The following is a 13156-nucleotide window of genomic DNA, read 5'->3' as shown; positions in this document are numbered from 1 at the left end:
ATGGATGAATTATTCACCCCAAGAGCAAAGGCCGTCTTAGCCATTGCTCAAGAAGAAGCAAAATATTTTAAACACCAATCGGTCGGTTCTGAGCACCTATTGTTGGCACTCATAATCGAACAAGAAGGCATAGCCGGTAAAGTATTACGCGAAATGAATGTTCAGGAAAATGATGTTCGCGAAGAAATTGAACATTTAACCGGATATGGTATGGTTAAAGTTTATCCAGAAGGGAGTTTTCTACCCTATTCGCCAAGAGCCAGACAAATTTTTGCCTATGCAGGGGATGAAGCCAAACGATTTGGTTCACCTCAAATCGGAACGGAGCATTTGCTGTTAGGATTGTTGCGTGATGAAGAAATTTTGGCTTCGCGTATCGTCTTAAATTTAGGATTTAGTCTCGCAAAAGTACGACAATTACTGAAAAAAACCATGGGCGTAACAGAAAACAAATCCGCAGGGAATCGTCGTCGGCAAACGCGTTCTTCTAATCAAACAGAGGGGACCCCGACATTAGACGCACTTGCACGCGATTTGACCAAACTTGCCAGAGAAAATCGTTTGGATCCCGTTGTTGGACGGACCAAAGAAGTGAAACGGCTGATTCAAATTCTTAGCCGTCGTACGAAGAACAACCCAGTATTAGTTGGCGAACCAGGTGTAGGAAAAACGGCGATTGCAGAAGGGTTAGCCCAAAAAATTGTCAACGGGGAAGTGCCAGATGATATGCAACAAAAGCGCCTGATGATGTTGGATATGGGGGCTTTAGTGGCAGGTACGAAATACCGTGGAGAATTTGAAGACCGGATGAAAAAAATTATTGATGAAATTTATCAAGACGGTCAAATCATTTTATTTATTGATGAACTACACACGCTAATTGGGGCAGGTGGTGCGGAAGGCGCAATTGATGCTTCCAATATCTTGAAGCCAGCTTTGGCACGTGGGGAGTTACAAACAATTGGTGCAACGACTTTGGATGAATACCAAAAATATATCGAAAAAGACTCTGCTTTAGAAAGACGGTTTGCTCGGGTACAAATTGATGAACCTACCGCCGAAGAAGCAGAAGAAATCTTAAAAGGATTACGACCACGTTATGAAGAGCACCATGGTGTAGAAATCACGGATGAAGCACTACATGCGGCTGTTCAGTTATCCATTCGCTATATTAATTCTCGTCAATTGCCAGATAAAGCCATTGATTTGATGGACGAAAGTGCGGCAAAGGTGCGTTTAGATAAAGCAGATGAAGCGACCCGTTCGACCGTGCTACAAAATCAATTGGTGCATTTAATGGAGCAAAAGGAGTTGGCGATTCGCGAACAGGCCTTTGACGAAGCAGCAAGCATTCGTCAAAAGGAAAAGGCTGTGAGTCAAGAATTAGCTGCCCTTACACTAAAAGAAGCTAGTGAAGTAGCAAGTTATCAAGATGAGGTCACTGCCGAAGATGTAGCGGGTGTCGTTTCGCAATGGACCGGAATACCATTAAATCAATTGGAGAAAAAAGAAAGCGATCGGCTGTTACAACTCGAAACGATTTTGCATCAGAGGGTTGTGGGGCAAGATGAAGCTGTAAAAGCAGTTGCACGGGCTATTCGACGGGCGCGTAGTGGGTTGAAAGATCCCAATCGACCAATTGGTTCCTTTATGTTCTTAGGCCCAACTGGTGTAGGAAAAACAGAATTAGCAAAAGCTTTAGCCGAAGCAATGTTTGGTAGTGAAGATGCGCTCATCCGAGTAGACATGTCTGAATACATGGAGAAATACAGTACTTCTCGCTTGATTGGCTCCCCTCCCGGTTATGTAGGTTACGATGAAGGAGGACAGCTAACAGAGAAAGTTCGTTCAAAACCATATTCCGTTATCTTGTTAGATGAAGTCGAAAAAGCTCATCCGGATGTATTCAATATTTTACTACAAGTCCTAGACGATGGACGTCTGACTGATTCAAAAGGGCGCAATGTTGATTTCAAAAATACGATTCTGATTATGACCTCCAATATTGGCGCAACACAAATTCGTGAAGAAAAAAATGTCGGCTTTAATGTTGTTGATGTCAGCAAAGATTATCAAGCCATGCAAAAACGTATCATGCAGGAATTGAAAAAAGCTTATCGACCAGAATTCTTAAATCGTATTGACGAAACGGTCGTTTTCCGCGCATTAAACAAAGACGAAATTCATGAAATTGTCAAAATTATGAGTCAATCCATTGTGCGTCGATTACAAGAACAAGAAATCCAATTAAAAATTACACCGGCTGCCTTGGATGTGATTGGCAAAGTCGGTTTCGATCCAGAATATGGTGCCCGACCAATTCGCCGTGCGTTGCAAAAAGAAGTAGAAGATCGTCTGAGTGAAGCCTTACTTGCTGGTCAAGTTCATCTAGGAGATCGTGTCACGATTGGTGCGAAGAAGGGGACGATTACCTTATCTGTTCGCGAATCAAAAGATAAGAAGGTATTACAAGAAGCCTAGCGTATTATGCTACTGCTTAACCAAGTTCACTGCTACTGAGCAACTGCCAAAACCATTTGGTCGATTTGCTCAGTAGCAAGTGAACTTTTTTGTGTTATCAGTATGGATATTTTGATGTATTCTTCGTGAAAAAAACAAAAGAATCTTCATTTCACAATAACTTTGTGATAACATGAATAAGTTGAGAAGGAGGAAAGACGATGATTGAATTGATTGCAACAGTTGAATCACTTTCGCAAGCAGAAGCGTTACTTTCTTATGTAGATACTCTCTATTTTGGAGAAGAGCAGTTTGGGTTGCGTTTGCCGCATTCTTTTTCCAGAGAGCAACAGGCCAATTTGGTTGCTTTGGCACATCAAAAAGGAAAGAAAGTCACAGTAGCGGTAAATGGCATCATGCATCCAGAAAAAATGGCCTTGATTCCGGCGTATTTAAAATTTTTACGCCAAATCGAAGTAGACCAGATTGCAATTGGTGATCCGGGTATCATTTATGTAATGAACCATCAGCCAGAATTAGCCATACCCTTTATTTATGATGGAGAGACATTGGTGACAAGCGCGCGACAAATTAATTTCTGGCAAAAAAAAGGAGCAATTGGTGCGGTTCTAGCACGTGAAGTTCCTTTTGAAGAGATGCAAATTCTTGCGAGAGAAGTCACAATACCCGTCGAAGTGTTGGTATATGGAGCGACTTGTATCCATCAATCCAAACGGCCATTACTACAAAATTATTATCATTTTACTAAACAAGAGGGACAGATTAGCAAAGAAAGAGGGTTATTTTTGGCAGAGCCGAAAAAACCAGAAACCCACTATTCAATTTTTGAGGACAGTCACGGTACACATATTTTTGCCGATAATGATCTCTGTTTGACTAAAGAGTTAGCAGAGCTTGCAGCCAATGGGTTTGATACTTGGAAATTAGATGGTATTTTTACCCCAGGGGTGACGCTAGTGGAAGTCGCTAAACAATACGATCAGGCACGTCAAGCGGTGGAAAAAGGTACTTGGAATGACGAGCAAGCAGGGAAGCTGTTTGAGAAGATCGCAACACTTCATCCGAAAGAGCGACAACTTGATACAGGCTTCTATCATCTTGATCCAGCAAAAATAAAATAAATCAAGGAGGGTTCTTTTACCATGCAAGTAAAAAAACCACTAAAACGGCCAGAAATTTTGGCACCAGCGGGGACCTTGGAAAAGCTGAAAACAGCCATTCATTATGGGGCGGATGCCGTCTATATTGGAGGGAATGCTTACGGTTTACGTAGTCGGGCTGGCAACTTTTCCTATGAAGAAATGGCAGAGGGGGTTGCTTATGCTAAGGCACATCAAGCGAAGGTGTATGTCGCAGCAAATATGGTGACACATGAAGGCAATCAGGAAGGTGCGGGCGAGTTCTTTCGACAATTACGAGATGTGGGAATTTCAGCGGTGATTGTCTCCGACCCAGCATTGATTGAGATATGTATCACGGAAGCACCTGGTTTGGCAGTGCATTTATCAACCCAAGCATCCGCTACCAATGTTGAAACATTGGAATTTTGGCGAGAAGAAGGACTGGAGCGGGTGGTATTGGCCCGTGAAGTTTCAATGGCTGAAGTGGCCGCAATTCGAGCCAAAACCGATATTGAAATTGAGGCCTTTATTCATGGTGCAATGTGCATCTCCTATTCAGGGCGCTGTACATTGTCCAACCATATGTCGATGCGTGATGCGAACCGCGGGGGTTGTTCACAATCTTGTCGTTGGAAATATGATTTGTATGATCTACCATTTGGTTCCGAGCGACGTAGCTTAACGAATCAAGGTGCAGTAACAGAGGAATTTTCGATGAGCGCAGTCGATATGTCAATGATTGAGCATATTCCAGATTTGATTCAAAATGGTGTAGACAGTTTCAAAATTGAAGGGCGGATGAAGTCGATTCATTATGTCTCGACCGTGGCGAATGTCTATAAAGCGGCTGTTGACAGCTATATGGCCGATCCTGAGAATTATGTCTGCAAGCAGGAATGGATTGATGAATTATGGAAAGTGGCTCAACGAGAATTGGCAACGGGGTTTTATTATCAAATACCCACAGAAAACGAGCAGCTTTTCGGAGAACGACGCAAGATTCCTGAGTACAAATTTATTGGTGAAGTGATGGCCTATGATGAACAAACAAAAATTGCTACAATTCGTCAACGCAATCATTTTTCTATTGGCGATGAAGTTGAGTTTTATGGGCCTCATTTTCATCACTTTGAACAAACCGTTGAGGAAATGAAAAATGAAGAAGGGGAAGCAATTGATCGGGCACCTAATCCCATGATGCTTTTGACTATGCCCGTTCTGCAACCCGTTCAAGTGGGTGACATGATTCGCAAAAAGAAATAACAAAGGGAAAATGATGCGACGAGTTGGCTTCTGCGAACTTGAAGCATCATTTTCATTTTTCCACAGGTTGAGTAGCTTGACCCAATCTCAGTGAAATGGTAGCGTAGGAAGGAAAGATGTTAGTCGAAGGAGTGGGACTATGAGCCAAATTGAGACATATGATTATATTGTAATAGGTGGTGGTAGCGGAGGCATTGCCTCTGCCAACCGTGCTGGCATGCATGGAGCAAAGGTGTTACTAGTCGAAGGCAATGAACTGGGTGGTACCTGTGTGAACGTGGGTTGTGTTCCGAAAAAAGTAATGTGGCAGGCAAGTGATTTAGTAGAAAGTTTGCGACGTGATGCAGCAGGCTATGGCATTTATGCACCTGTGGATAAAATTGATTTTTCAAAACTTGTGGATAACCGTGAGAACTACATTACCTTCCTTCATGGCGCATATCAAAAAGGTTTGGACGGAAACCACGTCACTGTTTGCAAAGGTTATGCACATTTTGTGGATAACTCGACTATTTCTGTGGATAACCATCTCTATCAAGCCAAACATATTTTAATTGCTACAGGTGGCAGACCAAAGCAATTGACCATTCCAGGAGGCGAGTATGCCATTGATTCAAATGGGTTCTTTGAATTGAAAGCATTACCCCCAAAAATGCTGATTATTGGAGGCGGATATATTGCGGCGGAATTAAGTGGCGTGGTTCATGGTCTAGGTGGCCAAGTCACTTGGGCTTATCGAAGAGAGTATCCATTAAGAACTTTTGATCAAATGCTCTCAGCCAATTTAGTTGAGATGTATCAAGAAATGGGCATCCAAATGTGGAAAGATGCGGTAGTCAGTAAAATCGAAAAAGTGGGCGATGGCTATCAAACGTTCTTTGAGGATGGACGAATCATTTCTAGTGATTGCGTGCTCTTTGCAGGAGGGAGAAAGCCCAATACCGAAAAATTAGGTTTAGAAAAGACGGCTGTTTCTCTAGATGAAAAAGGGTTTGTTCAAGTGGATAAATATCAAACAACAACCAGTGAGGGAATTTACGCAGTGGGCGATGTGACAGGAGCGGTGGAACTTACCCCGGTTGCGATTGCGGCGGGCCGACGTTTATCAGAACGCCTATTCAATCAACAAAAAGAGTTGTATCTTGATTACAACCTGATTCCAACTGTCGTATTTACCCATCCACCGATTGCGACAATTGGTCTAACTGAGCAAACAGCTAGAGAAATGTATGAAGAAAGCGAACTAACCATTTATCATAGTCGCTTTACGCCCATGTATTTTGCCTTAAATGATGAGTATCGTCAAAAATGTGAAATCAAATTAATCTGTTTAGGCAAGGAAGAAAAAATTATTGGGTTGCATGCCATTGGTCGAGGAGTGGATGAAATGTTACAAGGGTTTGCCGTGGCGATTAAAATGGGAGCAACAAAAGCTGATTTCGATAATACAGTTGCGATTCATCCGACCGGTGCGGAAGAATTTGTCACCATGCGTTGAGTGAGAGAAGAACCTTCTAAACGACAGCAATTAAGCGAAGTGTGGAGACGAAGAAGATAGGTTCATAAAAAAAACAACCCTAGCTGAAAGTCTTCTTCACGTTTTGACTTTCAACTAAGGTTGTTTTTTATGATTGACGGAACAGAATGGTTTTTGTTAGCGTCGCCAATTGCTCCCGTTCATTCCCAGGTGTGGTGGGTAATTTTTGGATAAGGGTCAAAGCTTCATCTGTGTATTTTTGGGCATAATGGTGGGCACGCGTGACCCCACCTAATTCATGGACGAGGTCAAAAATAAACTTTTGATCTTTGTCAGAGAGTTGCGCACGCTTTTCAAGTAAAGGTCGTAATTGCGTTGCATCGGTTTCCAACGCCAAAATCAAAGGCAAAGAATAGACGCCTTGTTTCACATCCTCTAGAACAGGCTTTCCCAGATTGGTTTGATCTTGGGTGTAGTCCAGGATATCATCCATAATTTGAAAGGCCATGCCAATCGCTAAGCCAATTTTGCCTGCCTGCTCTGCAAATTTTCGACTCGTACCACTCTCGTAGGCACCAATTGCGCAACTCAATGCAAACAGCTCGGCGGTCTTTCCAGAAATCGCCTCGAGATAGGCGTCTACAGAAAGATCAATCTTGTAACGATTATTCATTTGGCCCAGTTCACCATTTAAAATGGATTCCATGCTACGCGAATGAATTTGTAGACTTTTCATTGAAGATGCATAATTGGACATCAGCTTAAAACAAGAAACAAATAAATAATCTCCTGCATAGACTGCTACACTGTTGCCGAATTGTGAACGGACACTCGGCAATCCACGACGAAGATCTGCTTCATCAACAATATCGTCATGGATCAACGTTGCCGTATGTAGCATTTCGATGGCCGCAGCAATTGCTGTGGCTTTTTTTCGATCCCTTTCAGGCCCAAAACCGGAGAACAGCAATTGATAAGCTGGGCGTAGCATCTTTCCCCCGGCATGAATCATTTGTAAAACAGCTTGTTCAACCGGTTTGTTTTTTAAGCGGACCGCATTTTCCATTAAAGATAACGTTTCGCCTAATTCATTTTGTAAAGTTGGATAAGCATTCCACATTGGGTGAAGTTCCATAGTCGATTCCTCTCTCGATTAGTCTGTGAACCATATTTGTTTTGTTTGTCGTTCGTATTCACGACGGAATTTTTTTAACGTTTCGACACGCTGCAAAAGGTAATTTGCAGCAATCCCAATTGCAAGTCCGGAAAGAATACCTAAAAAAGATAAGACGGGAAGGTACAACATCACCGTCCACGACTGTGCGATAAATGAGGCAGTCACTAGTTGACCAACATTATGCATGAAGCCCCCTGTTGCACTGATTCCAATAATGCTGACACGTTTTGGTCCCAACTGTTTGACTAGCAACATACCAAAATAACTAAGCAGGGCACCGCTCATACTATATAAGAAAGTGGAGATGGTTCCACCTAACAAGGTGGTCAATAATAACCTGAGCCAGATTAACAAGAAACTATCCTTTTTGGGCATGGTAAATAAAGCAATAATTGTAATTAAATTGGCTAAACCTAGTTTGGCTCCAGGAGCAAAACCAAAGGGATAGGGAATCATATTTTCAATTAAACCTATGATGACACCTTGGGCAACTAGTAAAGAGATGAACATAATCTTTCTTAAGTGAGTTGAGGTCATAAGAAGGGCGAAAATCAATAAATTAATTCGCCATCGTCACCTCCCGCAGAAGTTTGAATTTCAATAACTAATTTGTGAGGTAAACAGACAATGCTTTCGCCTTTTTTAGAAATCCATCCTCTTTGAACACAAATTAAATCGCCACAATTTGCATCACTAATCCGTATTTTGTTACCAGATACTTCGATGATGTTATAGTCCCCATCGTCAGCTTCGTATTTATATGTATAGGTTTTTCCTTTTTGTGCTAGTGAAAAAGTACGAATTTCTTTTCCATCTACTCGCAGGACAGCGGTGGTTGCTTTTTTTTGATCCTTTATAGGTGTAGCAGCAGTTTGCTGATAGCTAAAAATAACGAGCGGAAGAAAAGAAAACAAGATTAAGAGTAAGATGATGACACCGTCCCATGGCTTCATGCGGCTATTACGAAAAAATTGTTTGAATTGCATGAACGGTCTCCTTTATTTTTGATAGTAGTGTACCATATTTGATGGATAGATGATATTGTCATTTGTCCCCTGTCACAATAAATTATCCGAACTGATGAACGATTTTTTTCGCTTTTCAATCAATCACAGCGATGTGAGATAAAAAAGGAAGGCAATCAAGCACAGTTCGGATAAGTTCGTTTTTTTTAAATTAAATCAACTTTATTTTTGTCCGTAAATCGACTTCGGTGTACCATACCACCATTTACCAAGCGTGCGTTGCAACCAAGGAATAACCCAACGATCTAACCCAACTGCTCGACCGGAACCATTCATCAATGCAAAAGCAACAGGGATAAACCAAATATTTACCCAGTAGAACATGCCAGACATACAGAAAGTTAAAACTAAAACAATCGTAGAAGCACTAAATAACCAAGTAAATAAGCCAGCCATAATTGCTAGGGCAATACCAATTTCAACAAAAACCATCATTTTTTGGAAGAACATGGCCACATCCATATTCGGCATAATGAATTTCATGATATTTGAAAACCAGTCTGGTGATTTTTCAATCACGGTCATTGGTTGTTCACCATATGCGTAACTAAAGCCAAAATGTGCTGCTTGCGTAGCGGCATTGGTGGCTGAATCGGTTGCTGCACCACTTGCTGCAGTAGTAGCTTCAGCAGCTTGCGAAGCACCGCTTGCTACATCCGCAGCGGCTTTTTGATAATCCCAAGTCCATGGGAAAACACTTGAGCCTGTGAACCAAGAACCTTCACCAAACCAAGTATGAGGTTGTAGCCATTTGCCATCACCAACAATTTTCTTAAAGGCTTCAATAAACCAAGCCAAACCATAGAAGATACGAAGAGGAACACTCCACAGAACATTTCCATAACGAGAAGAATGCCCACGCGCAACATTGCGATCGTCTTTAATGTGGAAGAATTCATGCATCAAATATTGGAACATATAATAGCCAGAGCGAATATCAAAGAAATATTTTAAGTTGACTACGTGCTTCATAATAATTGCTAAGAAACCACTTAAATGAATTTTATCAAATAAATTAGCGACACCCCATTTTGAACCAACAGAGACCATAAAGCCTTGATAGTTTCCTTTAAAGGCATGTTTTTCGCCACCTTTAATTGCGGCAACAATGTTTGTAGCTGCAGTGTGGCCCGTTTGTTCCGCAGCTTGAACAATTTGTGGCGTTGGTTTATTTGCTGTTTCTTCGTAGTAAACCAAATCACCAATAACATAAATATTTTGAGCTTCGTAACCTTTTGCTTGCATATACTCATTTGCTACTAAACGGTTCCCACGTGCTTTTTCTAAGCCAAAATCCGCAGCATCCGAAGTCGCTTTGACACCCGCTGTCCAGATTAAGGTATGTGTTGGAATCGTTGAACCATCTTTTAATTTGATATGGTCTGCTTCAACGGCCACGATGGGTGCGTTGAGAACAAGCTCTACATTTTTCTTATGTAAATACCGTTCTGCTTTCGCTGCATCATTGCGATCCAACATGTTTAAAATGGTAGGCATTGCTTCAACCACTTTTAGCGTAAATTCACTTGGATCCAATTTGTAGTCTTTTGCTAAACGATCTTTCCAATCGATTAATTCACCGACCATTTCAATTCCTGTGAAACCAGATCCACACACAACAAAGGTCAGCATGGCCCGTCGCACGGCTGCATCAGGTTCAATCGCGGCTTTGGCAACTGTTTGTTCGATATGTTCACGAATGCGCAAGGCATCTTGGAATGACCATAGCGTAAATCCATTTTCTTTTACCCCAGGCGTACCAAAATCATTTGGTTCGCCCCCCATACCTAAAATGAGGTGATCAAATGGGTAGTTGCCACGTAAAGTTTTGACCGATTTTTGTTCTTTGTCAATGCCCGTCACCGTATCGGTAATTAATGTGACATTTTTTTGATGAGCAAACAAACGTTGCAAATCATATTGAATTGCCGTTGGTTCTACTCTTCCACCAGCTACTTCATGTAACTCTGTCATCATTGTATGGTAAGAATGACGATCAATCAGTGTAATTGCTACATCTGAATCTTTTTTGAACTTCTTCGCCATAAATTTGGTAGCAGCTACACCTGCATAGCCGGCCCCAACTACGACAATGTTCGTCTTAGCCATGAAAATCTCTCCTTATAATAAAATAGTCGATAGATTACGATATAATCCATTATAGTATAAAGTTTTTTTTAAGATTTGTCTAATGAGTTTTCCCGATATTTCACAAATTAAAGAGTAAAATGAAATTTCACTTAAAAAAGATAAAAAGCTTCACATTATAGAAAATCACTTGTGGAAACGATTGACAATACTATGTAAACGGATTACAATGTTAATATAATCACAAATAGATTTGTGAGAAAAGAAAAAAGGTGGGGGAACAAATGAAAAAGAAGAAAATTGTTACAGGAATCACAATGTTGGTACTTTCGGGACTTGTCTTAGCAGGTTGCTCTTCTGACAACGAAAAATCAACAACATCATCAAGTTCAACAACAACTAGCTCAACAAGCAAAACAACGGAATCAAGTGCAAGTGCAGGAATGACTCTGAAAGATGGTACATATAAATTGAAAGAATTAAACGATAACAATGGTTATCATGCTAATTTTTCAATTGTAGTCAAAGATGGAAAAATCAGTGAATCAAACTTCGATTACCTGAATGCAGATGGTAAATCAAAGAAAGATGATGCTGATTATAACAAAAATATGAAAGCAAAATCAGGTATTTCACCAAAAGAATACATTGAAAAATTCAATGAAGAATTAGTGTCTACACAAAATCCAAGCAATATTGAAGTAGTGACTGGGGCAACGCATAGCTTCCATTCGTTCCAAAATTATGCGCAACAACTTATTCAAGCAGCTCAAAGTGGTGATACAAAAGAAATTGAGATTGACAACGGAGCAACATTAAAAGATGGTACGTATACATTAAAAGAATTAAATGATAACAATGGTTACCATGCTGTTTTCTCAATTGTAGTTAAAGATGGAAAGATTACTGAATCGAATTTTGATTACCTAAATGCAGATGGAAAATCGAAAAAAGACGATGCGGATTACAATAAAAACATGAAGGCAAAATCAGGTATTTCACCAAAAGAATACATTGAAAAATTCAATGAAGAACTAGTATCTGAAATGGCTAAAAAAGATGGTACTCCAGGAAACATTGATGTCGTAACGGGTGCAACACACAGCTTCCATTCATTCGTTTTGTATGCTGATCAATTAATCAATGCAGCAGAAAAAGGCGATACAAAAACAATTGAAGTTGATAACTACGTTGAAAAATAAAATCAAACAACTTTATTAACATGGCGAAAAAACTTGACGTAAAAACAACGTCAGGTTTTTTCTTTTGAACAACTGATTTCAGAGCGAATACGAAGAGAAGATGGAAAAGAAAAACACCACCATTCATCAAAAGAGCATTGCTTATCGTAAGGGAAATACGCTATGATAGATGAGAAATCACCATGAGGTTAGGAGAACAAAATGAAAAAAAAACATAGCATCTTTTTATTTATGATAGCCATTACAATCGTGTTATCCGGCTGTGGTTCATCCGCAGCACAATCAAAAACTACGAGCACTTCCTCAAATGCAGCAACCACCATTCGTAAAGAACCGTATGCACAAGAAAAATTTTTATTAGGAACGTATACTAGAATTCGAATTTATGATGAAGGCAAAGAAGCTGCTTTAAAGCCAGCCTTTGCACGAATTGAAAAATTGGGCGATGAAATTACCATCAATCAAGGCGGTTCCGAAATAGACAAAATTAATGAAGAGGCGGGAATCAAACCAGTTAAAGTTACTGATGACATGTATTACCTACTAAAAGAAGCCTATATGTACAGCGAAAAATCCAATGGTGGTTTTAACATGGCAATCGGTGCGATTACACAATTGTGGCGAATTGGTTTCGATGATGCAAGGAAGCCGGCACAATCAGAGATTGATGAAGCATTGAAACACATTGATTACAAAAAAGTCCAGTTTAATGATCAAGAGAAGACCGTGTATTTAGAAGAAAAAGGCATGATTATTGACTTAGGTGCGATTGCGAAAGGGTATATTACCGATGAAGTTGTAAAAGTTTTGAAAAAAAATAAGGTTACAACAGCAATCGTCGATTTAGGGGGCAATGTTTTTGTGATGGGGCATAGTCCAAGAGGTGCAGATGAACCTTGGACGATTGGCATTCAAGATCCAAATAGTGCGCGAGGCAATGTTTTGGGTACAATCAAAGAAGCCAATAAAACGATTGTGACATCGGGTATTTATGAGCGGTATCTGGAAGTTGATGGAAAAAAATACCACCATATTTTTGATTCGAAGACAGGGTATCCTTACGAAAATGATCTTGCCAGTGTGTCGGTGGTGACCGATAAATCCATTGATGGGGATGGTCTGACGACCGTTGCTTTTGATAAGGGTGTTAAGGCGGGACTGGAATACATTGAGAATGAGACTCCTAAAGGAACGGATGCTATTTTTGTGACCAGGGAAGGTGTCGTCTATGTCACAAATGGAATAAAAGATAACTTTGAACTTGGTGGAGACTCAGGTTTTACAATGGGTAATCGCGATGATTTGAAATGATAGGAGAGCAT

General features: G+C 40.5%; 10 protein-coding genes. 6 read left to right on the top strand and 4 right to left on the bottom strand.

Annotated features, from left to right (window positions below):
* The 4 genes from ACFSR0_RS11405 (at nt 1) to gor (ending at nt 6363) form a co-directional block, all read left to right on the top strand.
* A complete protein-coding gene (locus ACFSR0_RS11405) occupies nt 1-2481 on the top strand; it encodes an ATP-dependent Clp protease ATP-binding subunit (protein ID WP_379982823.1) in 2481 nt (826 codons plus the stop codon).
* A gap of 200 nt (nt 2482-2681) precedes the next feature.
* Nucleotides 2682-3602: a peptidase U32 family protein gene (locus ACFSR0_RS11400; protein WP_379982821.1), complete on the top strand. Its 921-nt coding sequence runs from the start codon at nt 2682-2684 to the stop codon at nt 3600-3602.
* Between the two features lie 21 nt (nt 3603-3623).
* A complete protein-coding gene (locus tag ACFSR0_RS11395; protein ID WP_379982819.1) occupies nt 3624-4865 on the top strand; it encodes a peptidase U32 family protein in 1242 nt (413 codons plus the stop codon).
* A gap of 148 nt (nt 4866-5013) precedes the next feature.
* On the top strand, nt 5014-6363 hold the full coding sequence (gene gor / locus ACFSR0_RS11390; protein WP_379983014.1) for a glutathione-disulfide reductase: 1350 nt from the start codon (nt 5014-5016) through the stop codon (nt 6361-6363).
* A 127-nt stretch (nt 6364-6490) separates the two neighbouring features.
* On the opposite strand, the gene ACFSR0_RS11385 is transcribed toward gor, so the two are convergent.
* The 4 genes from ACFSR0_RS11385 to ACFSR0_RS11370 form a co-directional block, all read right to left on the bottom strand.
* Nucleotides 6491-7477 carry a polyprenyl synthetase family protein gene (locus ACFSR0_RS11385; RefSeq protein ID WP_379982817.1) on the bottom strand — a complete coding sequence of 329 codons (987 nt, stop codon included), beginning with the start codon at nt 7475-7477 and terminating at the stop codon, nt 6491-6493.
* Nucleotides 7478-7495: 18 nt separating this feature from the next.
* Nucleotides 7496-8029 carry a Gx transporter family protein gene (locus ACFSR0_RS11380; RefSeq protein ID WP_379982815.1) on the bottom strand — a complete coding sequence of 178 codons (534 nt, stop codon included), beginning with the start codon at nt 8027-8029 and terminating at the stop codon, nt 7496-7498.
* 41 nt (nt 8030-8070) lie between these two features.
* A complete protein-coding gene (locus tag ACFSR0_RS11375) occupies nt 8071-8505 on the bottom strand; it encodes a NusG domain II-containing protein (protein WP_379982813.1) in 435 nt (144 codons plus the stop codon).
* A 201-nt stretch (nt 8506-8706) separates the two neighbouring features.
* On the bottom strand, nt 8707-10653 hold the full coding sequence (locus tag ACFSR0_RS11370) for an NAD(P)/FAD-dependent oxidoreductase (protein WP_379982811.1): 1947 nt from the start codon (nt 10651-10653) through the stop codon (nt 8707-8709).
* A gap of 263 nt (nt 10654-10916) precedes the next feature.
* On the opposite strand from ACFSR0_RS11370, the gene pplA reads away from it, so the two are divergent.
* Complete coding sequence (pplA, locus tag ACFSR0_RS11365) at nt 10917-11834, top strand: extracellular electron transfer flavoprotein PplA (RefSeq protein ID WP_379982809.1); 918 nt, start codon at nt 10917-10919, stop codon at nt 11832-11834.
* 201 nt (nt 11835-12035) lie between these two features.
* Nucleotides 12036-13145, top strand: a complete 1110-nt coding sequence (locus tag ACFSR0_RS11360) for an FAD:protein FMN transferase (RefSeq protein ID WP_379982807.1) — start codon at nt 12036-12038, stop codon at nt 13143-13145.
* The last annotated feature ends 11 nt before the right edge of the window (nt 13146-13156 follow it).

Origin of the sequence: Enterococcus camelliae (assembly GCF_042685105.1) — a bacterium.
Classification (GTDB): Bacteria; Bacillota; Bacilli; order Lactobacillales; family Enterococcaceae; genus Enterococcus_G; species Enterococcus_G camelliae.
Note: the sequence above shows the minus strand (reverse complement) of the source record. Positions and strands in the feature narration are given on the sequence as shown.

What these genes read in the sequence shown, in the direction of transcription:
- ACFSR0_RS11405 (WP_379982823.1), top strand. Translation starts at nt 1, where the DNA reads ATGGATGAATTATTCACCCCAAGAGCAAAGGCCGTCTTAGCCATTGCT.
- ACFSR0_RS11400 (WP_379982821.1), top strand. Translation starts at nt 2,682, where the DNA reads ATGATTGAATTGATTGCAACAGTTGAATCACTTTCGCAAGCAGAAGCG.
- ACFSR0_RS11395 (WP_379982819.1), top strand. Translation starts at nt 3,624, where the DNA reads ATGCAAGTAAAAAAACCACTAAAACGGCCAGAAATTTTGGCACCAGCG.
- ACFSR0_RS11385 (WP_379982817.1), bottom strand. Translation starts at nt 7,477, where the DNA reads ATGGAACTTCACCCAATGTGGAATGCTTATCCAACTTTACAAAATGAA.
- ACFSR0_RS11380 (WP_379982815.1), bottom strand. Translation starts at nt 8,029, where the DNA reads ATGTTCATCTCTTTACTAGTTGCCCAAGGTGTCATCATAGGTTTAATT.
- ACFSR0_RS11375 (WP_379982813.1), bottom strand. Translation starts at nt 8,505, where the DNA reads ATGCAATTCAAACAATTTTTTCGTAATAGCCGCATGAAGCCATGGGAC.
- ACFSR0_RS11370 (WP_379982811.1), bottom strand. Translation starts at nt 10,653, where the DNA reads ATGGCTAAGACGAACATTGTCGTAGTTGGGGCCGGCTATGCAGGTGTA.
- pplA (WP_379982809.1), top strand. Translation starts at nt 10,917, where the DNA reads ATGAAAAAGAAGAAAATTGTTACAGGAATCACAATGTTGGTACTTTCG.
- ACFSR0_RS11360 (WP_379982807.1), top strand. Translation starts at nt 12,036, where the DNA reads ATGAAAAAAAAACATAGCATCTTTTTATTTATGATAGCCATTACAATC.